This window comes from Brevundimonas sp. FG8 (genome assembly GCF_057808845.1).
This window is the reverse complement of sequence record NZ_JBMDIU010000001.1, coordinates 394555-419499: the sequence shown is the minus strand read 5'-3', so window position 1 is coordinate 419499 and position 24945 is coordinate 394555. Positions and strand designations below refer to the sequence as shown.

Annotated in this window: 25 protein-coding genes; 11 read left to right on the top strand and 14 right to left on the bottom strand. The window is 65.5% G+C overall.

The features are described from left to right. Nucleotides 1-2: 2 nt before the first annotated feature. Together ACODRV_RS01930 and rpoH are read left to right on the top strand one after the other, a co-directional pair. Nucleotides 3-308, top strand: a complete 306-nt coding sequence (locus ACODRV_RS01930) for a GNAT family N-acetyltransferase (protein WP_141626002.1) — start codon at nucleotides 3-5, stop codon at nucleotides 306-308. A 215-nt stretch (nucleotides 309-523) separates the two neighbouring features. Continuing rightward, nucleotides 524-1411, top strand: a complete 888-nt coding sequence (rpoH, locus tag ACODRV_RS01925; protein WP_141626001.1) for an RNA polymerase sigma factor RpoH — start codon at nucleotides 524-526, stop codon at nucleotides 1409-1411. A 71-nt stretch (nucleotides 1412-1482) separates the two neighbouring features. Here rpoH and ACODRV_RS01920 read toward each other — a convergent pair whose 3' ends face one another. From ACODRV_RS01920 to ACODRV_RS01880, 9 genes are all read right to left on the bottom strand, one after another. Then, nucleotides 1483-2247 (bottom strand): response regulator, encoded by a 765-nt coding sequence (locus ACODRV_RS01920; RefSeq protein WP_488907442.1) that lies wholly within the window; start codon nucleotides 2245-2247, stop codon nucleotides 1483-1485. 114 nt (nucleotides 2248-2361) lie between these two features. Further along, nucleotides 2362-3657, bottom strand: a complete 1296-nt coding sequence (locus ACODRV_RS01915; RefSeq protein ID WP_488907228.1) for an adenylosuccinate synthase — start codon at nucleotides 3655-3657, stop codon at nucleotides 2362-2364. A 72-nt stretch (nucleotides 3658-3729) separates the two neighbouring features. After that, nucleotides 3730-4893 carry a phosphoserine transaminase gene (locus tag ACODRV_RS01910; protein WP_488907227.1) on the bottom strand — a complete coding sequence of 388 codons (1164 nt, stop codon included), beginning with the start codon at nucleotides 4891-4893 and terminating at the stop codon, nucleotides 3730-3732. Between the two features lie 3 nt (nucleotides 4894-4896). Further along, on the bottom strand, nucleotides 4897-5823 hold the full coding sequence (locus ACODRV_RS01905; protein ID WP_488907226.1) for a DnaJ C-terminal domain-containing protein: 927 nt from the start codon (nucleotides 5821-5823) through the stop codon (nucleotides 4897-4899). Between the two features lie 90 nt (nucleotides 5824-5913). Further along, entirely contained in the window at nucleotides 5914-6891 is a 978-nt protein-coding gene (locus tag ACODRV_RS01900) for a GTA baseplate fiber-binding domain-containing protein (RefSeq protein ID WP_488907225.1), read from the bottom strand. Further along, nucleotides 6843-7469, bottom strand: a complete 627-nt coding sequence (locus ACODRV_RS01895; protein WP_488907224.1) for a phage major capsid protein — start codon at nucleotides 7467-7469, stop codon at nucleotides 6843-6845. Before ACODRV_RS01895 ends, ACODRV_RS01900 begins: the two co-directional genes overlap by 49 nt. A 355-nt stretch (nucleotides 7470-7824) precedes the next feature. Beyond that, nucleotides 7825-8292, bottom strand: coding sequence for a YcgN family cysteine cluster protein (locus ACODRV_RS01890; protein ID WP_370451032.1), 468 nt, complete (start codon nucleotides 8290-8292; stop codon nucleotides 7825-7827). A 36-nt stretch (nucleotides 8293-8328) separates the two neighbouring features. Further along, on the bottom strand, nucleotides 8329-8667 hold the full coding sequence (locus ACODRV_RS01885; protein ID WP_141625991.1) for a DMT family transporter: 339 nt from the start codon (nucleotides 8665-8667) through the stop codon (nucleotides 8329-8331). Then, nucleotides 8664-9242 (bottom strand): TetR/AcrR family transcriptional regulator, encoded by a 579-nt coding sequence (locus tag ACODRV_RS01880; RefSeq protein WP_488907223.1) that lies wholly within the window; start codon nucleotides 9240-9242, stop codon nucleotides 8664-8666. The genes ACODRV_RS01885 and ACODRV_RS01880 overlap by 4 nt, the downstream gene beginning before the upstream one ends. Before the next feature lie 83 nt (nucleotides 9243-9325). Here ACODRV_RS01880 and ACODRV_RS01875 point away from each other — a divergent pair, with 83 nt between their 5' ends. The 7 genes from ACODRV_RS01875 to ACODRV_RS01845 all read left to right on the top strand — a co-directional run bounded on the left by ACODRV_RS01875 (nucleotide 9326) and on the right by ACODRV_RS01845 (nucleotide 17359). After that, on the top strand, nucleotides 9326-11134 hold the full coding sequence (locus tag ACODRV_RS01875) for an ABC-F family ATP-binding cassette domain-containing protein (RefSeq protein WP_141625989.1): 1809 nt from the start codon (nucleotides 9326-9328) through the stop codon (nucleotides 11132-11134). A 53-nt stretch (nucleotides 11135-11187) separates the two neighbouring features. Next, nucleotides 11188-12171, top strand: a complete 984-nt coding sequence (locus ACODRV_RS01870; protein WP_488907222.1) for an alpha/beta hydrolase — start codon at nucleotides 11188-11190, stop codon at nucleotides 12169-12171. A 641-nt stretch (nucleotides 12172-12812) separates the two neighbouring features. Further along, nucleotides 12813-13865, top strand: a complete 1053-nt coding sequence (locus tag ACODRV_RS01865) for an ABC transporter substrate-binding protein (protein ID WP_141625987.1) — start codon at nucleotides 12813-12815, stop codon at nucleotides 13863-13865. After that, nucleotides 13858-14613 (top strand): ABC transporter ATP-binding protein, encoded by a 756-nt coding sequence (locus ACODRV_RS01860; protein WP_488907221.1) that lies wholly within the window; start codon nucleotides 13858-13860, stop codon nucleotides 14611-14613. The genes ACODRV_RS01865 and ACODRV_RS01860 overlap by 8 nt, the downstream gene beginning before the upstream one ends. Further along, nucleotides 14610-15362, top strand: coding sequence for an ABC transporter permease (locus tag ACODRV_RS01855; RefSeq protein WP_488907220.1), 753 nt, complete (start codon nucleotides 14610-14612; stop codon nucleotides 15360-15362). Before ACODRV_RS01860 ends, ACODRV_RS01855 begins: the two co-directional genes overlap by 4 nt. A gap of 87 nt (nucleotides 15363-15449) precedes the next feature. Beyond that, nucleotides 15450-16268, top strand: coding sequence for a hypothetical protein (locus ACODRV_RS01850; protein WP_488907219.1), 819 nt, complete (start codon nucleotides 15450-15452; stop codon nucleotides 16266-16268). A gap of 8 nt (nucleotides 16269-16276) precedes the next feature. Then, nucleotides 16277-17359, top strand: coding sequence for a DUF2336 domain-containing protein (locus ACODRV_RS01845; RefSeq protein WP_141628222.1), 1083 nt, complete (start codon nucleotides 16277-16279; stop codon nucleotides 17357-17359). Nucleotides 17360-17427: 68 nt separating this feature from the next. Here the strand turns inward: ACODRV_RS01845 and ACODRV_RS01840 are convergent, their stop codons facing one another. The 5 genes from ACODRV_RS01840 to ACODRV_RS01820 form a co-directional block, all read right to left on the bottom strand. Then, complete coding sequence (locus ACODRV_RS01840; protein ID WP_141625983.1) at nucleotides 17428-17856, bottom strand: Ros/MucR family transcriptional regulator; 429 nt, start codon at nucleotides 17854-17856, stop codon at nucleotides 17428-17430. 144 nt (nucleotides 17857-18000) lie between these two features. Continuing rightward, nucleotides 18001-19218 carry a DUF2336 domain-containing protein gene (locus tag ACODRV_RS01835; RefSeq protein ID WP_488907218.1) on the bottom strand — a complete coding sequence of 406 codons (1218 nt, stop codon included), beginning with the start codon at nucleotides 19216-19218 and terminating at the stop codon, nucleotides 18001-18003. 46 nt (nucleotides 19219-19264) lie between these two features. Further along, the gene (gene cysK, locus ACODRV_RS01830; RefSeq protein ID WP_488907217.1) at nucleotides 19265-20245 is read right to left on the bottom strand and encodes a cysteine synthase A; all 981 of its coding nucleotides are present in this window, start codon (nucleotides 20243-20245) and stop codon (nucleotides 19265-19267) included. 127 nt (nucleotides 20246-20372) lie between these two features. Next, nucleotides 20373-21881: a methyl-accepting chemotaxis protein gene (locus ACODRV_RS01825; protein WP_488907216.1), complete on the bottom strand. Its 1509-nt coding sequence runs from the start codon at nucleotides 21879-21881 to the stop codon at nucleotides 20373-20375. Nucleotides 21882-22026: 145 nt separating this feature from the next. Continuing rightward, nucleotides 22027-22515 carry an Lrp/AsnC family transcriptional regulator gene (locus ACODRV_RS01820; protein ID WP_488907215.1) on the bottom strand — a complete coding sequence of 163 codons (489 nt, stop codon included), beginning with the start codon at nucleotides 22513-22515 and terminating at the stop codon, nucleotides 22027-22029. Nucleotides 22516-22599: 84 nt separating this feature from the next. On the opposite strand from ACODRV_RS01820, the gene ACODRV_RS01815 reads away from it, so the two are divergent. Together ACODRV_RS01815 and fliI are read left to right on the top strand one after the other, a co-directional pair. Further along, nucleotides 22600-23523, top strand: coding sequence for an EamA family transporter (locus tag ACODRV_RS01815; protein WP_488907214.1), 924 nt, complete (start codon nucleotides 22600-22602; stop codon nucleotides 23521-23523). Nucleotides 23524-23586: 63 nt separating this feature from the next. Beyond that, a complete protein-coding gene (fliI, locus tag ACODRV_RS01810; RefSeq protein ID WP_141625977.1) occupies nucleotides 23587-24933 on the top strand; it encodes a flagellar protein export ATPase FliI in 1347 nt (448 codons plus the stop codon). Nucleotides 24934-24945 lie beyond the last annotated feature (12 nt).

Genomic DNA, 24945 nt, shown 5'->3' with positions numbered 1-24945 from the left:
AGATGCTTGATCCCGAAATCCGCGATAACGCCGACGCCAAGCGCTACGAACTAACCGTCGACGGCGAGGTCGCCGTGGTGACCTACAACCTGTCGCCGCCCAACCTGATGATCACCGAGACGCTGGTTCCGGAAAGGCTGGAAGGCCGCGGCATCGCCAGCCGACTGGCCAAACACGTGCTTTCCGACGCGAAGGCGCGCGGCCTGCTGATTCTGCCCGTCTGCCCTTTCTTCTCCAGCTATCTGCAGAAGCATCCGGAACACGCCGAAGCCGTGCACCCGACCTATCGCCAGATTCTCGGCCTCTGATAGTGCGTATTGATTAGAAACTAACTATCCGCTATAAGCTCCCTCGACTGGCGTAGTGGCGCCCGGGCAACGGTCACGCTTTCGTGTGACAATCCGCCTCTGACAAAGACGGAAACCCGTTCCCATCTAGCCGGTTGAGGGGTGAGGCGTCGGTGCACATTCGGTGGCCGATACCGTTGGACCCGCTCGGGATACGGTCGGAGGGACCAAAGACTATGGCTTCCAATACTACGCTTGCGGTGATGTCGCCCGAACAGGGCCTGTCGCGCTATCTCACGGAAATCCGAAAGTTTCCGATGCTGGCCAAGGACGAAGAGTTCATGCTGGCCAAGCGCTGGACGGAACATCAGGACCCTGAAGCCGCCCACCGCCTCGTGACATCGCACCTTCGTCTCGTGGCCAAGATCGCCATGGGGTATCGCGGCTACGGCCTGCCGATCGGCGAAGTGATATCCGAGGGCAACGTCGGCCTGATGCAGGCGGTCAAGAAATTCGATCCGGACAAGGGCTTCCGTCTGGCGACCTACGCCATGTGGTGGATCCGCGCCTCAATCCAGGAATACATCCTGCGCAGCTGGTCGCTCGTCAAAATGGGGACCACCGCCGCGCAGAAGAAGCTGTTCTTCAACCTGCGCAAGGCCAAGAGCCAGATCTCGGCTTTCGAGGAGGGCGACCTGCATCCGGAACACGTCGAGGCCATCGCCACCAAGCTGGGCGTGACCAATGAGGATGTGATCAGCATGAACCGCCGGCTTGGCGGCGATGCCTCGCTGAACGCTCCGCTGCGCGCGGACGGCGAAAGCGAATGGCAGGATTGGCTGGCCGACGACAACGCTGTTTCGCAGGAGACGGCGCTGGCGGAGAACGAGGAGAAGTCGCTCCGCATGGGCCTGCTTCAGGAAGCGATGGAAGAGCTGACTGACCGCGAGAAACACATCCTGACCGAGCGTCGCCTGAAGGATGACCCGGTGACGCTGGAAGAACTGGCCGGCCAGTACGGCGTCAGCCGCGAGCGCGTACGTCAGATCGAGGTGCGGGCGTTCGAGAAGCTGCAGAAGGCCATGCGCGCCGCCGCGGAAGAGCGGAATCTGGTCGACGCTTAAAGGCGCTCAAGCAGTGAGCGACCGCGTCGCGAGCGCTAGCGACAAAGCAAAACTGATCAAGGCGGGCTGGTTCAGCCCGCCTTTTTCATGGGCGCGGCCTGATGCATCGCCAGCAAGGCGCCGATCGGAGCCGCTAGGGTCTCTTTGCTGGCCGCGCCGGCAGCCAGACTGACCTCCAGCGCACCGACAGCGACAACCAGACGGGTGTCAGCCAGTTTCATGGCCACGGCCTTCAGGGCCCCGGCCTGCTCGCGGATCGCACGGACCGCCTGCATGGGATCATGATCGAACTGATCCAGCGCCGAGGCGAGAATGCGCATCGCCTGATCCTTGGCCGCGTCAATGGCCGCCGCGCCGCTCGTCCCCCGGTCGCCCTTGCGCTTGGCCGGACCGGTGTACTCACCCGAGTTGAAGCGGCGGCGATCCGGGCCGACATAGCCGACCGCCTCGATCCAGTCGCGCGGCTTCAGCGCCACGTTCTCCACCCGCTTCAGCAAGTCGCCGCTGGTGAACGGCTTGCGCAGGAACTCGTGAACCCCGGAATCCCGGGCGCCCAGAATGGTCGTCGCGGTCGCTTCAGCCGTCACCATGATGATCGGCGCGCGGCGGCAGTCCATGTCGGACCGACGGATGCGGCGCGACAGGCTTTCACCATCCAGCCCGGGTCCAGTGCGTTCAGTGAAAATGATGCCGGGCTCCAGCGCTGACGCCGCCTTGAGCGCCCGCGCCTCCTCCGATTCCACGATCACATCACGGGCGCCCAGCGCCTTGACGACGTCCGTCAACAGCCTCGCGGCGTGAGGGTTAGGGTCGACAATCAGAACCCGCTTCGTCACCGGCTCAATCCGGGCGAGGATGCGACGATCAATAGCGAACAAGGGGAAACCTCCTCAGGTCCACCCCTTATGATCGGTCCGGGTTAAATTGACTTGAACGCTAAGGAGTTGTCCTTAGCCGAGGAACGGATCACGCATCAGGATGGTGTCATCCCGCTCCGGGCTGGTGGACAGCAGAGCCACCGGCGCGCCGATCAGCTCTTCAATGCGGCGTACATATTTGATCGCATTGGCGTTGATGTCCTTGAAGCTCCGGACACCGGCGGTGCTTTCAATCCAGCCTTCCAGCTCCTCGAACACCGGCTCTGCGGCGGCTTGGTCCTTCAGGCTGGAGGGCAGGTAGTCCAGCACCTCGCCATTGACCCGATAGCCAACACAGATCTTCAAAGTCTTCAGCCCGTCCAGCACATCCAACTTGGTCAGGGCGATGCCGTCGATACCGTTGATCGCCACGGACTGGCGCACCAGCACAGCATCAAACCAGCCGCAACGACGGGCGCGACCGGTGTTGACGCCGACCTCACGACCGACGGTCGCCAGATGCTCGCCGACCGCATCGTTGAGCTCGCAGGCGAAGGGCCCTTCGCCGACGCGGGTTGTGTAGGCCTTTACAATGCCCAGCACATAGCCGGCGCCGCGCGGACCGATGCCGGAGCCGGCGGCAGCCTGACCGGCCACGGTGTTTGAGCTGGTCACATAGGGATAGGTGCCGTGATCCACGTCGAGGAAGGCGCCCTGCGCCCCTTCGAACAGCACGCGCTTGCCGGACTTTTGCGCCTGATCCAGCACGCGCCAGGCGGGCTTCACATAGGGCAGAATCCTGGGCGCGATCTCGAGCAACTGGTTCAGCAGAACGTCGGGATCGATGGGCTCAAGCCCCAGACCCGCGCGTAGCGGGTCATGGTGCGAGCGAAGGCGGTCGATCTTGATCTTCAGATCGTCTTCGTTGGCCAGATCGCACACCCGAATGGCGCGACGGCCCACCTTGTCTTCATACGCCGGACCGATGCCGCGCCCGGTCGTGCCGATCCTGGCGCCAGGCGCGCTGGCGGCGGCCTCGCGCGCCACGTCCAGCGCCGGGTGGACCGGGAGGATTAGACAGGCGTTGTCGGCGATGGTCAGGATGTCCGGGGTGATGGCCACGCCCTGGGCCTGAATTTTCTCGATCTCGCCGACCAGATGCCAAGGATCAACGACCACGCCGTTGCCGATGATCGACGGCTTGCCCTGCACAACGCCCGAGGGCAGCAGCGCCAGTTTGTAGACCTTGCCGTCAACGACCAGTGTGTGGCCTGCGTTGTGCCCGCCCTGGAACCGCACGACCATATCGGCCCGGTTCGACAACCAGTCGACGATCTTGCCCTTGCCTTCGTCACCCCACTGGGCGCCGACTACCGCGACGTTCGCCAAGACACTTCTCCGCTGATCCGGTTTCCGGAATGCGGGCGCAGCCTATAGCGGGGGAATCGCCGGGTGTCCTGCTCAGTCGACGGAATATTCGATGATCGCCGTGGCCAACGCCCAATCCAGCCAAGGCGTCAGGGCTTCGATGTCCGCCACATCGACCGTGCAGCCGCACCAGATGCGCAGACCGGCGGGCGCGTTGCGGTGGCCTTCGATGTCGAAGGCCGCACCCTCATTCTCAACCAGCGCCTTCATCCGGGAGACCAGATCACGCCGCAGCTCGTCATCCATCGCGGTGACGCGTGGGTCGACAATCTTGAGACAGACAGAGGTGGTCGAGCGAATGTCCGGCGTCTCGGCGAGATACTCCACCCAATCCGTCCGCGACACCCACCGGTCCAGCGCCGCGGCGTTGGCGTCGGTGCGCGCGATCAGGGCCTCAAGGCCGCCAATCGAAATCCCCCATTCAACGCCGTCGATCCAGTCTTCCAGCGTCCAGACCGAGAAGGTGTTCAGCATCGAACCGGTCGCAAGCGTTCGCTCGAAGCCGTTGTCCCCGCGCAGACGCAGAACCTTGGGAACAGGACGAGGCGGCTCGTAGCGATCCAGCCGCTCGACCGCCCGTGGCGACAGGGCGGCCACGCCCAACCCGGCTTCACCGCCCAATGCCTTCTGGAAGCTGAAGGTCACCACATCCAGCTTCTCGAATGGCAGGGGCATGGCGAACGCCGCGGAGGTGGCGTCGCAGATCACGAGGCCTTCGCGCTCGGTCGACAACCAGTCCGCGCCGGGCGCCTTCACGCCAGAGGTCGTGCCGTTCCAGGGGAAGACCAGATCCTTTGCCGGATCGACCCGCGACGTGTCCGGGAACTGCCCCCAAGGCGCAGAAATGATTTCGGGATCAAGGTTCAGGTGCGATTTGGCGTCGGTCGCCCAGACCTTTCCGAAATTCTCGAAGGCCAGAACCTGCACCGGACGCTCACCGAGCATCGACCACATCGCCGCCTCGACCGCGCCGGTGTCGGAGCCCGGGACGTAGACCATCACCCAATCCTCGGGGAGCTGAAGCAGTTCGCGGGTCAGTTTCAGCCCGTAGGCGAAGCGACCGACCACTTCCGGCGCGCGGATTCCTCGTCCCAACAAATCATGGGAAATCGCTTGTGAGGACCAGCCAGGCCTCTTGGCGGTCGGGCCAGAGGAAAACCACGGACGTTCAGGCTTGGCGTTCGGCTTGCTGGTCATCGGTCAGTCACGGAACGGCCGGATCGGCCCGGCGTCACGCGCCTTCTGGGCCAGCTGGGTCAATGCGTCGTCGCCCTCCGGCAAGACAATCATGAGCTTGGCCAGCAGATCACCGCGCTTTCCGTTGGCGAAGGCGCCCCGCCCCTTCAGACGCAAGACCTTGCCCGAACTCGACCCGGCGGGAATGGTCATGCTGACTGTGCCTTCCGGCGTCCTGAGCGGTACCTTGCCGCCCAGAACAGCATCATAGAGCGGCACCGGCTGATCCATCGTCAGGTCCGCCCCATCGCGGGTGAAGACCGGGTGCGGAGCCAGTTTCAACTCAATTAACGCATCGCCGCTTTCACCGCCCCTGCCGGGCATGCCCTGCCCCTTCAGACGAATGGTCTGGCCGTCGCCTGCGCCCTTGGGGATGGCGACATCCAGCGTGCGGCCGTCAGAAAACTGGATCCGCCGTGTCGCGCCGGAAATCGAGTCTTCAAGACTGATCTCCAGCGTCGCGCGAACATCCTGTCCCTTTGCGAAGCCCCCCCCACGGGCGCCCTGACGCGCGCCGCCACCACCGAACATGCCGCCGAATATCTCGTCGAGATCAATGTTTTCGAAACCGTTGCGCGCGCCGCTGCCCTGACCGAACGGGTTCTGGCCGAACCCGCCAGGGCCACGCCCGTCGGTCGCGCCGCCGCCGAAACCGCGAAACTGTTCACGGCCGTCAGCGTCGATCTCCCCACGATCAAACTTCGCGCGCTTGTCCTTGTCGCCCACGATGTCAAAGGCCGCCGTAACACGCTTGAAGCGTTCATCGGCTTCCTTGTTTCCGGGGTTCTTGTCAGGATGGAGTTCCTTGGCGAGCTTGCGGAACGCCTTCTTGATCTCGTCCTGGCTCGCACCCCGGGCCACGCCCAGTTCCTTGTAGGGATCGCCCGCCACGTTCGAGTTCGCTCCTGCGTCAAATGCCGAGCATTTCAGTTAGGCCATCCGAAGGATTCCGCAAACCTCATCCTTCGCGGATGCAGCAGATCACAGTCGGAACAAAGCCTCCTCGCCCCATCCGTAGCCTTCGCCCCATTGCGCCACGGCGATTCTGACACCCGCGGGTGCTCCGTCAGGAAAATCAGCCGCGAAGTCTTCAGACGAATAGACGCCCTCGGCGGCTTGAACTTCCCACACCCGGACCGGCCGGTCATCGTCCATTACCCGGATACGGAAACGAGACGGATCACTCGGATAGTCGTCGCCATCCCAAAGGTCTCCCCAAATTCTCGAGCGAGGAATCCAGCTGAGCGTGAAACCTCCCCCGTTGAGCGCCTTCACTCTGAGATGGGCGGGGCTCCAGGGGCGGGCATGAGCGCCAGTCAGTTGGAATTGAGTCTCCGTGACGCCCGCTCCACCCGGAACGCCCTCGGGGCCGGCTCGCCAGATTAAAGGGAGATTCCGCTCCCCGGTCGCAACGGCCATCTTCTCCAGGCCCGAGTCCAGAAGCACGACGATCGCCCCAGCCGATGCGCCTGCGCTCATGGCGCGCTCAGTTCCTTGCTGTCCACGCAACAGGCCTGACAGCCGCCAGGTTTCGTGATCAAGCAGGTCGGCCCGGCGAAACTGGATCAGTTCCCATCCCTGATCGGTTTCAAGAGCAACGGCGTTGCCTCCGGCCAGCACAGCCTCTGTACTCCGGCTCTCGGGAGCCCGTCCTTCGACCTTGATCGTCAAGGTCTGGGTATGATCCCAGCGATGGCGCATCCCCCCGGCGATCGGATGCAGAAGGGTCGCCACCGTTGTGGGCGAGCTTACCGCTCCTCGTACACTCAAAGCATCCGGTGACGCCCCCGCCCGCACCTCCATGGTGCGCCACGGATCGGCGGCTACGACGGCAACTGGCTGATCCGCGCCTTCCCCACCGGGAAGAAGCGGCAATTCCACTATCCTGAAGAACGGCGCGCCGACGGTCGCTACGGCGTCCGGACCGATAGGGGAGTCATCATCGCCCTCGATCTCCATCGGAAAGGTCCGCTCCAGCGTGGCTGAAGCGATCTCCGCCAGTTCAATCTCCCCGACCCGCCAGACGCCCTCAACGCCCTCCACGACCAGGTCGTCGCCGACCTCCAGCCGCAAGGCATCGAGGGGAGACAGGGCGACGACCCGCCGCCCAACCACTCGTCCAGATCGACCAGAGCGTCGTCGAGCAGCGACTGTGTCGCCGCCGGGCAGGCGTAGAGATCCGCCGACGGGAACTCCAGCAGCGCCAGTGTGGCGGGGTCGGTCTCGGGTCGCCCGGCCGTCTCGGCCACCCAGCCCGATCCGACCCCGCTGATCGACACCGGCTTGCGGAAGACGCCGGCCTGCACCGTTCGCACCGACGCGATTTCCCGCATCGGCGACCCCGCGGTCAGACGCCGCTCAATGGCCCGTTCGGTCTGTTCCGGCACAACGTAGCCGGCCGAGTCGGAGGCCGATGAAAGCCCGGCCTTCAGTTCCAGGCCGAGGCCGCCAAGCAGCAGCGCCGCCGGATGGTGGTCCCGCCGCACCCCGTCCGAGAACACCCGCAACGGCGTCGCCGCAGCCGCTTCGGCGATCATGCGGACACACCGATACGCCACCGGATTCTTTGTGAAGCCCTCCACCGCGAGACTCGCGTAGTCCCTTGGCGTCCATCGGGCCCGCCCGTCGCCGGTCAGTGCGATCAAGGCGCCGGCCCGACTGTCCTTCGTTTCAGGCGCGGCGATGCGCCGTCGATCCCCGAAGGGCCGCCGCCAATTGAGCATCATGATCTCCGTGGATCGGGACCGCGGCCGCCGGGGCTTTGCGGTCTTTCCCGTGATGCCCAAAGTATGCGGCGCCAGCGTCCGAGCGTTGGAAGATGGCGAACTGTTTTTTACAAGCCTCGGGAATCCCGGAACTTCTTTTCAGAAATTCGGCTGAATTTTTGAAATTTCAGACGCCGCGTTCCTCGCGCCACTCCGGTGCTTCGAAGTCCAGCGCATCCTCCGCCTCCTTCAAGGCCAACTCCGACACCGTCTGGCCACGTACCGAAACTCCGGCCTCGTGCACCGTCTCCCGGCTACCCGAAACCAGATGATGCCAGGGCGCCAGGGTGCGCCCCTCATGGATGCGCCGATAGGCACAGGATTTCGGCATCCACTCCAGCGCCTCGATATTTTGCGGCGTCAGCTTGATGCAGTCCGGGACGTGCTTCTTCCGGTTGGCGTAATCCGAGCAGGTGCAGCGGTCTGAATCGAACAGCTTGCAGTGCACCCGCGTGGGGATCACCTCGCCGGTATCCTCATCCTCGAACCGCACCAGACAGCACAGACCGCAACCGTCGCAGAGGCTTTCCCACTCCGCGCGGCTCATCTCCTCGAGCGTCTTGTTTTCCCAGAAGGCGTACATCGGCGGCTCCATACGCCGATCAGCGCCCCGTGTCGCCGTGTGTCGCCGTCAGTGGCTCACGGATTTCGAAAACAGGTTGATCACCATCACTCCGCCGACGATCAGCGTCAGTCCGGCGATGGCCGGAAAATCCAGCCTCTGCTTGAACAGCACGGCGCCGATGGTCGCGATCATCACCACGCCCAGCCCGCTCCAGATCGCGTAGGCCAAACCAACCGGAACCTGCCGCAAGGCGATGGACAGCAGGTAGAAGGCCATGCCGTAGCAGGCAGCCAGCCCCGCTGTAGGCCATGGTCGGGTGAACTGCTGCGACATCTGCAGAAGCGTCGTCCCCGCGACCTCAAGGCAGATCGCCCCAAGCAACGCGATCCAGGTCAACGGGCTCACGCAGGGCTCTCCATCAGCACGTGGCCCGGCGTCAGCAACGAAAGAAGCGCCTGACGTTGCTCCGGCGATACGTCGTAGACACCGAAGATGTCCGACATCCACAGACCGTCGGCCACAAGACGCAGCAACAGCGCATCATCCGCTCCCACGGGATCCGTCGGATCATCCGCGCGCGCGGCTGCGGTCACCTCCGTCCAGCGCTGCTTCAGGGAAGGCTCAACTGCGCAGGCCGCCAGAATGGCGCGTCCGATGCTCAGCTCTTCGGGCGTTCCCACATCGTTTATGGTGACGCGCAGATAGGCCCGCGCTGACCGTCCATAGGGCTGCGGATCCCGCGCCGCTTCAGCGACCACCGCCTCGCTGAACAGCGCACCGAGGTGATCCACCACACCTTCAAGCAACGTCATCTTGGTCGGAAAATGGTGCAGCAGCGCGCCCTTGCTCACTGTCGTCCGCGCGGCGACCGCGTCCAGCGTAAAGCCTTTGGGGCCCAGTTCAGCAACGACCTCAAGCGCCTTGTCGATGATCTCGGCGCGAGTGGTGTCCGGGGCGCGGCGGCGTACGGCGATGTCCATTTCCGCTACATACCGTCCAGACGGTATGGGTCAAGTGAACTCCGGCGTGGCGAGCGGTCGCCCCCTCCTCTATATGGCCCGCCATGGCTGCCCGTCCCCCGCTTATCGCCCTCAAGGATGTCCGTCTCCAGGATGGACAACGCCCGCTGTTCGACGGCGTCGACATGGCGATTGAGCCGCGCACACGCGCCGCGCTCGTCGGCCGCAACGGCGCCGGCAAGTCCACCCTGATGAAGCTGGTAATGGGCCTGATCGAGCCCGACGCCGGCGACCGCTCCGTGCAGGCGGGCACCCGCTTTGCCTATGTCCCGCAGGAACCCGACATCAAGGGCGACACGCTGCTGGACTACGCCGCCTCCGGCGAGGCCGAGCGCTGGACCGCCGAGAGCTGGCTCACGACATTCGGGCTCGATCCCAACAAGTCGACCGTAAACCTGTCCGGCGGCGAAACCCGCCGCGCCGCCTTGGCCAAGGCCTTCGCCGAGGAGCCCGACCTGCTCCTGCTGGACGAGCCGACCAACCACCTCGACATTCTCGCCATCGAACTGCTCGAGAACGAGTTGCTGTCGGCGCGCTTCGCCGTGCTGGTCGTCAGCCACGACCGCGCCTTCCTGAATCGCGTCACCCAGTCGGTGCATTGGCTGGAAGGCCGAAAGGTGCGCACGCTCGACAAGGGCTTCGCCGCCTTCGACGAATGGGCCGCCAAGGTCATGGAGGAGGAAGCGGAGTCCCTTCGCCGCCTGACCAAGCGGATCGAGGCCGAGACCTATACCTTCTACCGCTCTATCACCGCCCAGCGCACCCGCAATGAAGGCCGCGCGCGCGCCTTGCAGGCCATGCGCGCCGACCGGGCCGAACGCGTCCGCGACCTCCCGCGCGAACTCCAGCTCGGTGTCGATAGCGGCGCCACCTCCGGCAAGCTGGTCGCCGACCTCAAGGGCGTCAGCAAACGCTTCGGAGACCGCACCATCTTCAAGGGCCTCACCACCCGGGTCATTCGCGGCGACCGTCTGGCCATCGTCGGCCCCAACGGCGCGGGCAAAACGACCCTGGTGAAGGTTCTGCTCGGCGAACTCGCACCTGATGAGGGCACGGTCCGCATGGGAGCCAACCTCGAGCCGGTCTATCTGGACCAGTCGCGTGAGGGCCTGAAGTCGGACATGACCCTTTGGGACGCCCTGACCCCGGGCGGCGGCGACTCCATTCTCGTGCGTGGCCACTCCAGGCACGTCGCCGCCTACGCCAAGGAATTCCTGTTCCAGGAAGGGCAGTTGCGTCAGCCGATCTCCACGCTCTCGGGCGGCGAGCGGAACCGCCTTCTCTTGGCCCGGGCCTTGGCCAAGCCGGCCAACATGCTGATCCTCGACGAGCCGACCAATGACCTCGACATGGACACTCTCGAAAAGCTTGAGGAACTGCTCGAGAGCTATGACGGCACCCTGATCCTGGTCAGCCACGACCGGGACTTCGTTGATCGTCTCGCGACTTCGACTATCGCCATGAACGGACGCGGCGACATCGTCGAAACCCCCGGCGGCTGGTCCGACTTCATCCGACAGAACCCCGGTTTCCTCACCCCGCCGCCTTCGGCGGTCGAAATGCCCCGAACCGCCACCGCGCCGAGGGTCGAGCCCGTAGCCGCGCCGAAAAAAGCCGGCAAACTCTCTTTCAAGGACGTCCACCGCCTCAAGGAGATCGAGGGCCTGCTTGAGACCCTTCCGGTCGAGATCGCCAAACAGGACGCCATCCTGTCTGATCCCGCCCTCTACAGCCGCGATCCCGCTGCCTTCGACCGCGCGATGAAGGCCGCCGAAAAAGCCCGGACCCAACTCGAGGAGATCGAACTGGAATGGCTCGAACTGGAAGAGAAGAAGGCGGCTTTGACCGGCTGACGGCGTCCGGACGCCGCATCGCCAGGTTCAACGAACAGGCCTAGCGTCTTCCTATGCCCGCCACACTCCGCCGTCTCGATCTGACGCCGTCCGAGCGCCGCGCTGCTTCGCGCATCAACGCGACCCTGTCCGTCATGCCCCGCCTGAAGACGGATGGCTGGCGGCTGGAACTCGGTCAGTGGGCCAGCGACGCTTTCGACATTCCCGCCCGCACCGTGACCGCCGCATGGCTCCGTCACCGCAAGGTACGCGTGGAAACCATCCGCATCCCCTCCGCCGACGGCGGCGTTCCGCTCCGTATCCTGCACCCGCCGAAACCACCGCGCGGCGTCGTGCTCGACATGCACGGGGGCGGCTGGGTCCTCGGCAGCGCGGGGCTGAACGATCATCTCAATGCCGACCTCGCCGCCGAGACCGGACTGGCTGTGGTCTCTCTCGACTACCGCCTTCTCAGCGAGAGCCGCGGCATCCTGCTTCAGCACGCAATCTCGGACTGCGCCGCCGCCGGTCGTTGGCTGGTCGACCACGCCGCCGCCCGGTTCGGGACCATGGACCTCTTCCTGTCCGGCCAGTCCGCCGGCGGCCATCTGGCCGCCCTCACCGCTCTGACGCTTCGCAACGAGAACAGGCTCGCCGCCTTCAGGGGCTGCGTCTTTCTCTACGGCGTGTTCGATCTGTCCGGGACGCCCTCCGTGCGAGAGGCCGGACGCGACACCCTCCTCCTCAACGGCCCGACCATGGCGGGGGACATGGCGCGTCTGCTCCCGGATCGCGACGAGGCGGGTCGCCGTCTGCCTGATGTATCGCCCCTGTACGCCGAAATGCGGGACCTCCCTCCGGCCCTCTTCATCTCGGGCGACCTCGACCCGCTGAGGGACGACAGCACACTCATGGCCGATGCCTGGTCGATAGCTGCGCCTGCCGAACTGATACAGGTCCCGCTCGCGCCGCACGGCTTCGTCCATTTCGGCGGCCCGGTCGCAGCCCGGACACTTTCCGAAATCCGGACCTGGCTCGACCGCACCGTCCCTGGCTGAGCGAATTCAGGAGCGTTTCGGAGCAAAATTGACCCTCTTTCGCCACCCTGTGCATAACGTCGCAATATCTTCACATATCGAAGAAAATTGCCGATCTGGAATTTGCGATACATGGATTGGACAAGTTTTATCCCTCAATTGATCCACAAGCGGGGCATTCCGGGCGCTTGCTGGATCCGGGATTTGGAGCGAGCTTGATCAGGCCGAGGGACACGGCGGCGCGGAAAACCGGGGAGACCCGGGGCTCAAGGCGAACCGGCCCGGCTCTCTGACCCGACGCTTCGGGCGATCTTCGGATCGTAACGGGCGGGAGGCAGGATCAAGGCCCCAAGGGGATGTCTATGGCTTCGGCCGGAGACGGAACCGGAAAGGAACCGGATCGGGATCAAAGGACGGCGCGGGCCAGACCCGCGGAACGCCGGAGACCAGGAGCGCGAAAGGATACAGCTGACCGTTGTCGAGGCTTGCCTCGCTGACGCTGACGCCAGGGTCCAAAACCTCAACGGCCAAGTCCAACCCGGACTTGGCGAGGGGACGAGGAGCACCGGTTCGCCGAGGCCCTTCGTCCCCTCGCTCAATTCCGGCGCTCAGCGCCTCTCCTTCGCCCTTTCGCCGCCATCGCCTTGGCCGTACATAAGGTCATGACCTCGCGCGGGAATCGCAGACTGTCGCCCAACCGCCGCGCCCTTCTGGCCGGGGCGGGCGCTGTTGTCGCCAGCGCCGCCGTCGCCTCCTGCTTCAACAACAACTCCGAGGTCGAGCCCGACGCCGACGGTCGAATCCGCCTGCGCTTCGCCACCGACTGGCGCGCACAGGCCGAGCACGGCGGCTTCTATCAGGCGCTTGCTTCCGGGGCCTACGAGAAGCGTGGTCTGAACGTCCAGATCATCCAGGGCGGCCCCGGCGTGAACGTGCCCCAGTTGCTGGCAACCGGCGCGGTCGAACTGGGCATGGGGTCCAACAGCTTCATCCCGCTGAACCTCGTGGCGGAAGGCGCGCCGGTGAAGGCCGTCGCGGCTTTCTTCCAGAAAGACCCGCAGGTCCTCATCGCCCACCCGGACCCGGCGCTGGAAAGCATCGCGGACCTTGCCGGACGTCCCTTCCTGCTGGCGGACGCCTCGATCAACGCCTTCTGGGTCTGGCTCAAGGAAAAGTACGGCTTCACCGATGCGCAGGTGCGCAAATACACCTTCAACCCGGCGCCTTTCATCGCCGACCGACGGGCGGTGCAGCAGGGCTACCTGACCTCCGAACCCTATACGATACAGAAGGAAGCTGGCTTCGAACCCCGGGTCTTCCTGCTGGCTGACGAAGGATACCCTTCCTACGCCACCATGGTTCTCGCCCCCACGGCGTTCGCCCGCGACAACGCCTCAGCCCTGCGCAACTTCATCGCGGCCTCCGCCGAGGGCTGGCGCGACTACATTCAGGGCGACGGCAAGGCGGCGGACGAACTGATCCGACGCGACAATCCCGAGATGACCCAGGATATTCTCGATCAGGCCCGGGAGAAGCTTCGCAGTAACGGCATCGTCGACGGTGGGGATGCTGCCCTCTACGGCCTCGGGACAATGACCGAGGAGCGCTGGCAGGCCTTCTTCGACGCCACCAGCCAGGCAGGCGTTTATCCGCCCAACCTCGACTGGCGGCAGGCCTTCACCACCCAGTACCTGCCGGGCCGCGGCCGTGGCTGACACAACTGCGGCGCTTCACGATGTCGTTGTGCGTTACCCTGACCGAGCCCCGATTGGCCCACTGAACCTGTCCATTGCGCCCGGTGAAATTGTCGGCGTGGTCGGCGCTTCCGGCGCGGGCAAATCCACGACATTACGCCTTTTGGCAGGGCTGGAAGTTCCGACCGAAGGCAGGGTTCGGGCCGCCGCCCCCGGGCGCACAGCCTTTGTCTTCCAGTCGCCGACCCTGATGCCTTGGGCCGATGCCCAGACCAACGTCGCGCTGCCGCTCGAGCTGTCCGGAACACCCAAGGACGAAGCGCGAGCTCGCGCCGCCGTCGCTCTGGCCTCCGTAGGCCTTGGCGAGCGTCTGACCGCCCGTCCGCGTCAGTTGTCCGGCGGCATGGCCATGCGCGCCTCACTGGCCCGGGCTCTGGTCACCCAACCTGACCTGCTGCTTCTCGATGAACCCTTCGCCGCGCTCGACAGCGTCACACGGCGGCATCTGATTGAGGATATTCACCGCCTCTGGGCCGGACGCTCGCCGCGGCCCGCGGTTGTCTTCGTCACTCACGACATTGAAGAAGCCGTCTATCTCGCCGGACGAACCGTCGTGCTGGACGCCGTCAGCGGCCAGGTCGCCATGGCTCGCCCCACGCCGGGAGTCATTCCGCGCCCGGCCGACTGGCGTTCCATGCCCGCGTATCGAGAGACGATCGAAGCCCTCACCCGCGCCCTGGCCCACGCCATGCCGGACCGCGTCTCATGAGCCGCGTTCTCGCGCCGCTCGGCCTGGTCTTGCTACTGATCGCGGTTTGGGAGGTCGCCTGCCGCGTTCTCAACGTTCCGATCTATTTCCTGCCGCCCCCCAGTGCGATCGCGGTTGCCCTGATTGAGCACGCGCCGTTGCTCATGGGCTCCGCGTTTCAGACCTTCCGTATGGCGGTTCTGGCGCTCTTCTTCGCCGGCCTCGTCGGCGGGGGCCTGGCGCTTGTCGTCTCACTCAGCCGAACAGGCGAACAGGCCGTGCGCCCACTCGCGGTCGCGGTTCAGGTGACTCCGATTGTCGCCATCGCTCCGCTGGTTCTCATCTGGGCCGGGCTCGACAATGCCGACCGCGCGGTCATCGGCCTGGCAGCCGCCGTTGCCTTCTTCCCCATCTTCTCCGGCGTGCTGACGGGCCTGAAGGCCGCCGACCCCGACCTCGAGCGCCTGTTTGATTTGTACGGCGCATCACGGCTGCAGCGCATGACCCGACTACGCCTTCCCGCCGCCCTGCCCTTCGCGCTGGAGGGTTTCCGGGTAGCCGCGGGTCAGGCGGTCATCGGCGCGGTCGTCGCGGAGTTCGTTTCCGGCTCCGGCGCCACGCAGGGTCTCGCCTGGCGCTTGCTTGAGGCCGGAAATCGTCTGCGCACGGCCGATATGCTGGCGGCGCTGGTGTGCCTGATGGCCATGGGGCTCGCCCTCAGCGGCGCCGTCGGCTTCGCCGAACGCCGCGTTCGCGCGCACCTTTCCTGATCGACAAATCACTTGCGCGCGTTAGCGACGGATTAAGCCCGCCAAGAATACCCTGTGCGCCCAGACCTCCCGAGTTCGGAGCCGCTCTTGCGCCGCGCCCCCTGCCTGACCCTCGGCCTCGCGACCCTCGCCCTGACGGCGACCGGGCTTGCTGACGCTGCTCAGGCCCAGACCGCACCGCCCCAGTATCTGCGTTGGGCTGGACGACCGGAGGTCGTCGCCCTGCCCACGACCGACCGCGATGGTCAGCCTGCGCCCGCCCAGCGCCGTCCCAATCGCGTCATTCCGCACGGCGGCTACGCAGCTACGGTTGAAGCTCCGGCGCCGGTCGCCGCGCCTCGCACCCTGACACCCGCCAACGCATGGCTTCGGACGCCGCCGCCCGCCGCAACCCCCGTGCCGCCACCTACGCCTCCAGCCCGCGCGACCGTTGCGCCAGCTCCGGCCGCCGCCCAGCCTTCCCGCGCGATGCCTGAGTACCTCCCCGAGCAGGGCGGACGCGGTCAGCCCGCCCCTGCGGACGTCGCCATGGCGGCGGCCCAGCCCGCGCCTGTCGCTGTGCAAAACGCCGACGAGGCGGTCGACCCCATGGCCCCGCGCCGGGACGCGCCGATCTTCCGCATCCAGCAACCGTCAGCGCCTGCCGCCGCGACGATTGAGAGCGCATCCCGGGCCGCTCCTACGGAACAGGGAGCCCGCTACTATTCTGTTCACCGGCAGAATGGCCGGACGCCTGACGCCGTGAGCATTCCCGAGCCGTCCTACGTAGACGGCCTCGCCGTAACCACGCCGGTGTCGTTGGCTTCCCAGGACCTTGCCGAACCTCAGTCGGGCCCCACCCTCATTAGGGACGCCCAGGGCCGGACCCGCGTTCAGCCCACCGCGCCCGAAGGGGACTACCAGTGAGCGACACCATGACCGTGTCGCGCCTCCCCGATCTGATCGCTCTGGCCGAAGAGGGCTCCAGCGAAAAGCGCCGGGCGCTGCTGCGCGAACTGACTGAACATTTCTTCGGCGCGCCCAACCGCACCGCCACCGAGGACGAGCACTATGGCGCCGTCCTGGCCAAACTCGCGGACGATATGGAGATGGCGGTTCGCACCGAGCTGGCGACCCGCTTCGCTTCCGCCCCGGACGCGCCACACGCCCTGATCCGCCGCCTCGCCAACGACGAGGCGGCGGTCGCCGGCGCCGTTCTGGCCCACTCCCCCGTCCTGACAGACGAGGACCTGCTGGGCGTCGTGCGCAAACACGGTCAGGACCATCTACGCGCCGTCTCGACACGGTCGACGCTCTCCGAGGCTGTTTCGGAGGTCATCGTTGAACGCGGCGACGACGAAACCCTGGGCACCCTCCTGCGCAACGATGGCGCCCGCCTGTCGCGACGGGCCTCCGAGGTCGCCGTTGAGCGCGCCAAGGCGAACCCCGCCCTGCACGAGACCGCCGTCTCTCGGGCCGGTTTGCCCGCCGATCTGCTGAACGACATGTATTTCGTCGTGGAAGCGCGCCTGCGGAACCAGATTCTTGAGCAGAACGCCCGCATGGACCCGGCCTTGCTGGAGGCTGCGCTGGCCGCGGGTCGCACCCGGATCGCCACCGACGACGGCGCCCTGCCCGCCGACTATTCGGAGTGTCTGGCCTATGTCGAGGAACTGAAGGCCGCCGGCCAGCTGACGCCCCGCATGCTCGCCCGCTTCCTGCGCTCAGGCAGCCGGACATCCTTCCTGATCGCACTGGCGCAGCTGTCGGATATCGATTTCCATACGGCGCGTCAGATTATCGACAGACGCGAACTTGATGCTCTGGCGGTGGTTTGCAAGGCCGCCGATCTCGATCGGGCTCTGTTCCTGACCTACGCCGTGGTCCTGCTGAACGATGACGGCGACGCCATGGCCAAGGCTCACGCCTACGCCCGCATGTACGCCGAACTCAGCCGCGAGGCCGCCCTGCGCACCCTGCGGTTCTGGCGTATGCGGCGCGGAGCCCAGGCGGCCTGATCCACCTCCAGACCGCAAAACGCCCGCCGGATCACTCCGGCGGGCGCTTCTGTTCGTCCTTGCGACCCTTACTTCTTGGCGCGAGTCGCGCGGGCCGGCTTACGACCGCCCTGCCCCAGACCCATCTGCTTGGCCAGATCAGAACGCGCCTTGGCGTAGTTCGGGGCGACCATCGGATAGTCCTTCGGCAGGTTCCACTTGGCGCGGTATTCCTCGGGGCTCATGTTGTACTTGGTGCGCAGGTGACGCTTCAGCGACTTGAACTTGCGGCCGTCTTCCAGACAGATCAGATAGTCCGGCGTAATCGACTTGCGAACCGGAACCGCCGGTTCGCGGGGCTCGGGCTCGGGCTCCACGACACCCGTCGACACTTGCGACAGCGCCGCGTGGATGCTCGAAATCAGGCCCGGCACTTCCGAAGCCTGCACATTGTTGTTGCCGACATAGGCCGAAACGATATCGGCGGTCATCTCGAGCAGTTGCGAGTTTTCTTCCATGGTTTCCCAGCCAAATTGCAGTGGATCGACTGGATCATCCCCAGCCCTTCATTTGGAGTGAAATAAAGACGTTCGCTACTGTTGGCAACGCCGGACAGTTTGGCGATTTGTTCTGGTATTTCGACGAAACCTCTGGCCGCACGCCTAGCGACCGAAGTTCTCCGCGAGGGCCAGCATTGCGGCCCGTTCGGGCGCTGAATAGTCATCCAGGGCGTCTTCCTCGCCATCCCGGATCGCCCTGAGTAGAGCTGGCGTCAAGGCCGAGGACAGAGACCAGTTCCAGTATCGAAGAACAGTCTGAGCACGATCAACCGCGAGCATTTCGTAGGTGATCTGGACCCGTTCCCAGATTGGATCGACGGAGCCGTCCGCCAGCAACTCCGGGCGCCGCAACGAGCGCCACAAAGCCTGCAAATCTCCTCGACCCAGGCCCGTCGCCTTGCACAGGATCGCCAGCGGTTCCCCGCCGGGATCGCCGAGTATCTTCGCGCCGGTGATCGGCTTCACCCCCGACAGATGGGCGATCTCTGTTGCGAGGTCCCGCGACATACCCTTCAGGCCCGCCGCCGCAACGGCTTCCTCCAACCCGCCGTAAGGGCTCTTCGCGATGGCCGCGCGATTGCGTTGACGGCGCTCGATGAATTGCAGCGCCTTGCGTGAAACCGGATCCTGCCAACCTTCCTCCGCCGCCATGGCGAAGACGTCTTCGGCGACCTCCTGCATGACCTCGCGCGATACGGCGAAGCGTTGAAGGATGGTTCGCCGATCATCCGGACTGGACCACCAGAACATCACATAGGCGCCGGACGGGCGCAGTTCCGGACGCTTCAGCAGGTGAACACACAGGTTCCGCTCGGTTCGACTCAGACTGACCACGCCCTCGACCGCGACCTGACTGAGGCGAGCGGAGGTATTGCGGAGCAAGGCTTCAATAACCTCGCTTTCCCCGAAGCTCAGCAGCGTTTCGGCGACCACCTCTGACACACCCCGCCGCGCCGCAATCAGCACCCGGTGTTCAAGCGCCGCGTCGCGAGCGCAGGCGACCAGATCGGCGTCCGACAACGAGGCGCACTGCTCGATCAGCAGCCCGGCGATGTCCGGTTCATCGCGCAGCAGCATCCGGGCCAGCGCATTGGGGATCTCGGTCAACGGGGCCAGACGCGCAGCCACCCGACGTCTGTCCTCGTGCGAGGCCAGACGCAACATCTCGACCAGCAGGTCGCCCGTCACCGAACGCTCGAACGCATTGATCCGGCTCGCCGGCAACGACACCACATCCGCCAGCCGCTTCAGCAGCGCGTGGCGCGCGCGGTGGCCGGCGACGGGCGCGACCTCCTCGGGCATGGCGGCGGGTTCAGACATGGCGACCAAGGATACAACCGACGCGGTTAACCGGCTGTGACGGTCTTCACAGACCTTCGAACAACGCCGTGGACAGATAGCGCTCGGCGAAGCTCGGGATGATCGCCACGATGGTCTTGCCCGCGTTCTCCTCGCGGGCCGCGATCCTGAACGCCGCCGTCAGAGCCGCACCCGACGAGATACCCACAGGGATGCCCTCGACCCGCGCCGCCTTGCGGGCCATCTCAAAAGCATCCTCGTTCGACACCTGTTCGACCCCGTCGATGATTGAGCGATCCACGATGGTCGGGATAAAGCCTGCGCCGATGCCCTGAATCTTGTGCGGCCCCGGGTCACCACCTGACAGCACCGGAGACGCGGTCGGCTCCACCGCGATCATCCGGACTGAGGGCTTCCTGGCCTTCAGAACCTGGCCCACGCCAGTGATCGTGCCACCGGTGCCCACGCCCGCGACGACGATGTCGACCGCTCCGGCGGTGTCAGCCCAGATTTCCTCCGCAGTCGTTTCGCGGTGAATGGCCGGATTGGCGGGGTTGTCGAACTGGGCCGGGCTGACCGCGCCCGGGGTCCGTTCCAGCAGTTCCTGCGCCATGGCGATGGCGCCCTTCATGCCCTTCTCGGCCGGGGTAAGCACCAGTTCGGCGCCAAGCAGAGCCAGCATCTTGCGGCGCTCCATCGACATGCTCTCCGGCATGACAAGGATCAGCTTGTATCCCTTGGCCGCGGCCACAAACGCCAAAGCGATACCCGTATTGCCGCTGGTGGGCTCGATCAGAACGCTCCCGGGCCCAATCTTCCCGGCCTGCTCCAGAGCCTCGATCATCGCCACCCCGATCCGGTCCTTCACGGACGAGATCGGATTGAAGAACTCCAGCTTCGCGAGCACGCGCGCCTTCGGCTGATACTCCGCCGACAGGCGCGGCAGCCCCACCAGCGGGGTATCGCCGATGGTCTCGATGATGGAGTCGTAAATCTTGCCGCGCCCCGACTTGCGGTGGCGGCTGGCGTCATACGAGGCGTCGGACATGGGGAGGTCTCCGGGGCGGCGGTCTGAACGCAATACTAGAGCACGTTGCGCAAAGCTGAACCCGTTCGATCTAGGTAGGCCCCTATCGCACGCAAGACTTATGTCGCGCGGATGAGCCGCTCCGCCGTCAGAACTCCTGCCACCCGTCGTCCACCGCCAAACCGCCGCCGGAACCACCCCCGCCGGCGAACGCCACCAGCTTCGCCCGCTCACGGGCCAACGGAGCCGGTGCTCCGGGACGCGGCTTGAGCGTGTGCACCTTTGGCCCGGACGCCTCGGCTCCGGTCTCGAACCGCTGAACCAGGGTCGCTAATTGCGCTGCCTCGGTTTTCAAGTTCGCCGCCGCGGCGGTGGTCTCCTCCACCATCGCGGCGTTCTGCTGGGTGACCTGATCCATCTGGTTCACGGCCGAGTTGACCTGCTGGAGGCCGGTGGCCTGCTCCTGCGCGGAGGCCGAGATTTCAGAGACCAGCGAGTCCATCTCGGCGACCCGCACCACAATGGCCGACAGGGCCGATCCCGCTTCGTCCACCAGCTTCACGCCAGCCGCCACCTGGCTGGTCGATGTCGAGATCAGCGTCTTGATCTCCTTGGCCGCCTCCGCAGAACGCTGGGCCAGTGACCGAACCTCCGATGCGACCACCGCAAAGCCTCGTCCGGAGTCACCCGCGCGCGCCGCCTCCACACCCGCGTTGAGCGCCAACAAATTGGTCTGGAAGGCGATCTCGTCGATGACGCCGATGATCTCCCCGATCTGGACCGAACTCTTCTGGATTTCGTCCATCGCCGAGATGGCGCTGCGAACCACCTCACCTGAACGCTCGGCCTCGGACCGGGCGCCTGCCGCTGCGGCGGAGGCCTTACGGGCTCCCTCAGCGCTGCGCTGAACCGTCGCCGTAATCTCGTCCAGCGCTGCGGCGGTCTCTTCCAGGCTCGCCGCCTGCTGTTCGGTGCGGCGGGACAGATCATCCGAAGCGGAAGAGATCTCGTCCGAGCCCCCCCGCAGACCGCCGACTGCCTCCGTCACCTGGGTCAGCGCCGCCCGCAGGCTATCGACCGCCGAGTTGTAGTCGTCGCGGATGCGCTTGTGCGCGCCACTCATCTCACCTTCGACACGCGTCGTCAGATCACCCTCTGACAGCCGGGACAGGCTGGACGCGAGAGCATCGACTAACGCAGTCTGCGCCTGCTCCGCCTCAACCCGAGCCGCTTCGCGCCGTTGGCTTTCACGTTCCTCGCTGGTGATGTCGACCGCCAGCTTGATCACCCGCACCGGTCGCCCGTCCGCGCCCATGATCGGGTTGTAGGAGGCCTGCAGCCAAATCTCCCTCTGCCCCTTCGCGAAGCGCCGGAACTTGCCGGCCATAAACCTGCCCTCGTTAAGGGCGCGCCAGAAGTCCGCATATTCCGCGCTGGTCGCTTCAGCGGGGTCCATGAAGGTTCGGTGGTGCGCGCCCCGGATTTCCTCAATGGCGTACCCCATCGCCAGCAGGAAGTTCTCGTTCGCACTGATGATCGTGCCGTCCAGATTGAACTCGATCACCGCCTGCGAACGGCCAATCGCCGCCATTCGCCCCTCAAGCTCGTCAATACGCCCCTGAAGCTCACCATCCTGCCGACGACGCGAAGCAAACATCGCAACCTCCCGGATAGAGCGGCTCCATCCCCAAGCCGCCATTTATGGTTGTAGACTGATGCTCCGAAACTTTAGTAATGGTTGTTTTTCTGCACGGACAAACCCGTAGTGCTTTGTTCAGGTCTGATTAACTCGTACCGCACGCTCAACGTGGCCCCGACAGCACCGCACGGCCAGGGTCGAACCCCACGACTTCCCGGATCACGATCATGCTCTGATACGCGCGCACGCCTTTTTGTGGTGTCAGCTCGCGAATACCGAAAGCTTCATACTCCGCCATCGACCGCACCGACGCCGTCAGAAGGTAGTCGGTCGGTCCCGTCACGTCCCAGCAGCCCTGAACCTCCGGACTGGCGCGCATCGAAGCCTGAAAGGCATTCATCATCCCGCGCTCCTGGGTGTTCATTTCGACCATCACATGCAGGATGATGCGCGGCTCAACCCGCGCCGGGTCGATTATCGCGACATCACCCGCGATCACCCGCTCGGCGCGCAGGCGACGCAGACGACGCAACACGGCGGATTCCGACAACCCGACCGCCTCGGCTGTCACCCGCGCCGGTTCCAGATTGTTGCGCCGCATGCGGTCCAGCAACCGGTGGTCAAAGGCATCCAGAGTGACGAATTCCGCCATTTATAGCCCCTAAAAGACGATTTCAGGCACACGAGAGCCTGAAATCGCCGGGAAGCGCAACGGTTTCCCGGCTATGGTCCTTTCATGTCGATCGCTGGCGCGCACCGCTCACTGTCCTCCCCCGCAGTCGCGGCCGCCATGCCCTATGCAGCCCTCCTCGCGGGCATGGTTTCGCTGGCGATCGGCACCTCCTTTGCAAAACAGCTCTTTCCGATCGTCGGCGCCGAAGGCACGTCGGCGCTGCGCGTCGGTCTGTCCGCCCTGATCCTGATCGCCGTCTGGCGACCGTGGCGGTTCCGCCTGAACCGCGATGATGCGGGACGGGTTCTGCTCTACGGCCTCGTACTCGGCCTGATGAACCTCAGCTTCTACATGTCGCTGCGGACCATCCCGCTCGGGCTCGCCATCGCCATCGAGTTCTCCGGCCCCCTGGTCCTGGCCCTGCTTCATGCGCGACGGCTGATCCATTTCGTCTGGATCGCCTGCGCCGTCGTCGGTCTCGGCATGCTGCTGCCGATCTGGAGCGGAGCCCATGCGCTCGACCCGGTCGGCGTAGCGTTCGCCGCCGCCGCCGGCCTGTTCTGGGCGCTCTACATCGTCTTCGGCAAACGCCTGTCGCACATGCATGCTGGCCAGTCTGTCGCCTTGGGCATGAGCACGGCCGCCATGGTCATCCTGCCGTTCGGTGTCGCGACCGCGGGCGCGAACCTCCTGCTGCCGTCCGTGCTGATCATCGGTGTCTGCGTCGCCATCGCCTCCAGCGCGCTACCCTACTCGCTGGAAATGATCGCCCTGCGCCACATCCCCAAGCGCACTTTCGGCGTCCTTCTGTCCTGCGAACCCGCCGTCGGGGCCGTCGCCGGTCTGATTATCCTGCACGAGCGGCTCAGCAGTCTGCAGTGGCTGGCCATCGGCTGCATCATCGTCGCCTCGGTCGGCGCCATACTGACGACGGGCCGCGAGGGGGGCGAACAGCCTGCCGACGCACCGGTTCCCACAGCCAACTGAGCCGATCTTCACCTTCGATTAACCACGTTCCCGCATCCGTTGTGACCTGTTCAGGGGCTCCGTTTGCGCAATCTCGCCGCCGCCGTCGAAGCGATCGACCCGCTGGTCGTGACCGGCAAGGTCGCGGGCGTCAGCGGCCTGCTGATAGAATCTCGCGGCGGCCTTAGCCGTCTCGCCGTCGGCGCCCGCGCCGAGATCGAGCGTGGACGCGGCCTCCCCCCCCTTCCCGCCGAGGTCGTCGGCTTCCGCGACGCCAAGGCCTTGCTGATGCCTTTCGGCCCGGTCGAGGGCGTGGCCCCCGGCGCCGACATTCGCATCATCGACACTGCCGCCAGCGTCCGCCCGACCACCGCCTGGCTCGGCCGGATCATTGACGCCTTCGGCCAGCCTATCGACGGCAAGGGGCCGCTTCCCCAAGGACCTGCCGCCTATCCGCTGCGTGCGCCACCGCCTCCGGCCCATTCGCGCGGGCGCGTGGGCGAGCGTCTTGACCTCGGCGTTCGCTCAATGGACGTCTTCACCACCACCTGCCGGGGCCAGCGCCTGGGCATCTTCGCGGGCTCCGGCGTCGGAAAGTCGGTGCTTCTGTCAATGCTGGCCAAACAGGCCACCTGCGATGTCGTCGTCGTCGGCCTGATCGGCGAACGGGGCCGTGAAGTGCGCGAGTTCGTCGAGGAGACCCTCGGCGAAGAGGGGTTACGCCGCGCGGTCGTTGTCGTCGCCACCTCCGACGAGCCCGCCCTCAAGCGCCGCCAGTCCGCCTACATGACCATGGCCATCTCGGAATACTTCCGCGATCAGGACCTCGAGGTTCTGTGCCTGATGGACTCGGTCACCCGCTTCGCCATGGCCCAGCGCGAGATTGGTCTGGCCGCGGGCGAGCCGCCGACGACCAAGGGCTATACGCCCACCGTCTTCACCGAACTGCCCAAGCTGCTCGAACGCGCCGGGCCCGGCCCCGTTCGCCCCGACGGCACCACCGCCGGACCGATCACCGCCCTGTTCACCGTGCTGGTGGACGGCGGGGACCACGATGAACCCATCGCCGACGCCGTGCGTGGTATTCTGGACGGCCACATCGTCATGGATCGCAAGATCGCAGAGCGCGGTCGCTTCCCGGCCATCGACGTATTGAAGTCCGTCAGCCGGACCCTGCCGGGCTGCCAGACCCCGCCGGAGCGCGAACTGAACAAGCGCGCGCGCCAGTGCCTCAGCGCCTATGCGAACATGGAGGAGCTGATCAAGATCGGCGCCTATCGTTCGGGCGCCGACCCCATCGTCGACCGCGCCATCGCGCTCAACCCCGCCCTGGAAGGGTTCCTGGGTCAGGACAAGGACGATCACACGTCTCTTTCCGATTCGTTTACCCGGCTGGAGGCAATCCTGAACCAAGGCATGATCAGCCAGTGACCGGAGTGAACA

Coding starts and splice junctions, on each gene's coding strand:
- ACODRV_RS01875 (WP_141625989.1), top strand. CDS start 9,326: ATGGCTGCCCGTCCCCCGCTTATCGCCCTCAAGGATGTCCGTCTCCAG.
- rpoH (WP_141626001.1), top strand. CDS start 524: ATGGCTTCCAATACTACGCTTGCGGTGATGTCGCCCGAACAGGGCCTG.
- ACODRV_RS01880 (WP_488907223.1), bottom strand. CDS start 9,242: ATGGACATCGCCGTACGCCGCCGCGCCCCGGACACCACTCGCGCCGAG.
- ACODRV_RS01845 (WP_141628222.1), top strand. CDS start 16,277: ATGACCGTGTCGCGCCTCCCCGATCTGATCGCTCTGGCCGAAGAGGGC.
- ACODRV_RS01835 (WP_488907218.1), bottom strand. CDS start 19,218: ATGTCTGAACCCGCCGCCATGCCCGAGGAGGTCGCGCCCGTCGCCGGC.
- ACODRV_RS01870 (WP_488907222.1), top strand. CDS start 11,188: ATGCCCGCCACACTCCGCCGTCTCGATCTGACGCCGTCCGAGCGCCGC.
- ACODRV_RS01855 (WP_488907220.1), top strand. CDS start 14,610: ATGAGCCGCGTTCTCGCGCCGCTCGGCCTGGTCTTGCTACTGATCGCG.
- ACODRV_RS01815 (WP_488907214.1), top strand. CDS start 22,600: ATGTCGATCGCTGGCGCGCACCGCTCACTGTCCTCCCCCGCAGTCGCG.
- ACODRV_RS01930 (WP_141626002.1), top strand. CDS start 3: ATGCTTGATCCCGAAATCCGCGATAACGCCGACGCCAAGCGCTACGAA.
- ACODRV_RS01890 (WP_370451032.1), bottom strand. CDS start 8,292: ATGGAGCCGCCGATGTACGCCTTCTGGGAAAACAAGACGCTCGAGGAG.
- ACODRV_RS01865 (WP_141625987.1), top strand. CDS start 12,813: ATGACCTCGCGCGGGAATCGCAGACTGTCGCCCAACCGCCGCGCCCTT.
- cysK (WP_488907217.1), bottom strand. CDS start 20,245: ATGTCCGACGCCTCGTATGACGCCAGCCGCCACCGCAAGTCGGGGCGC.
- ACODRV_RS01900 (WP_488907225.1), bottom strand. CDS start 6,891: ATGGAGATCGAGGGCGATGATGACTCCCCTATCGGTCCGGACGCCGTA.
- ACODRV_RS01825 (WP_488907216.1), bottom strand. CDS start 21,881: ATGTTTGCTTCGCGTCGTCGGCAGGATGGTGAGCTTCAGGGGCGTATT.
- ACODRV_RS01840 (WP_141625983.1), bottom strand. CDS start 17,856: ATGGAAGAAAACTCGCAACTGCTCGAGATGACCGCCGATATCGTTTCG.
- ACODRV_RS01820 (WP_488907215.1), bottom strand. CDS start 22,515: ATGGCGGAATTCGTCACTCTGGATGCCTTTGACCACCGGTTGCTGGAC.
- ACODRV_RS01910 (WP_488907227.1), bottom strand. CDS start 4,893: ATGACCAGCAAGCCGAACGCCAAGCCTGAACGTCCGTGGTTTTCCTCT.
- ACODRV_RS01895 (WP_488907224.1), bottom strand. CDS start 7,469: ATGATCGCCGAAGCGGCTGCGGCGACGCCGTTGCGGGTGTTCTCGGAC.